The 424-nt window shown below is 58.5% G+C and carries 1 protein-coding gene; it reads right to left on the reverse strand.

Going from position 1 to position 424, the window contains the following annotated elements; genetic code table 11:
* Nucleotides 1-114: 114 nt before the first annotated feature.
* Nucleotides 115-423, reverse strand: coding sequence for a copper-binding protein (locus tag ACSQ22_RS26330; protein WP_436131969.1), 309 nt, complete (start codon nucleotides 421-423; stop codon nucleotides 115-117).
* Nucleotide 424 lies beyond the last annotated feature (1 nt).

Raw genomic sequence — 424 nt, forward strand, 5'->3', positions numbered from 1 at the left:
TGCTGTCATGGCGAGGGCAATAAGGAGCGTTTTCATGATTTTTCCTTGGTGGGTTGACGTGCGAACAGAAGAACGCCCCCTTTTCTTGAGGGCGTAGCGAGACACTTTTTGCGCTTACTTGGCAGGCTCGATGGCAGTGACGACCATCTTTCCGCCCTCGTTGATCACCATGAAGCGGATCTTGTCGCCGGCCTGCGCCTTGTCGAGCAGGGCCTTGTCCTTGGCTGTGAACACCATGGTCATCCCCGGCATCTCCAAGTGCTTGATGTCGCCATGCTTGATGGTGATTTTTCCGGCGTCCTTGTCGATCTTGCGCACCTCTCCATCGGTCATGGAGGCTGCGGCCGTGGTTGCGGCTCTTCCGGCGTCTCCAGAGGCTTGCGCCGTGGCCGACAGCGGCAAGAGGGTGGTCAGCGACAACACG

It is taken from the genome of Acidovorax sp. LjRoot38, assembly GCF_964252975.1.
Classification (GTDB): domain Bacteria; phylum Pseudomonadota; class Gammaproteobacteria; order Burkholderiales; family Burkholderiaceae_C; genus Acidovorax; species Acidovorax facilis.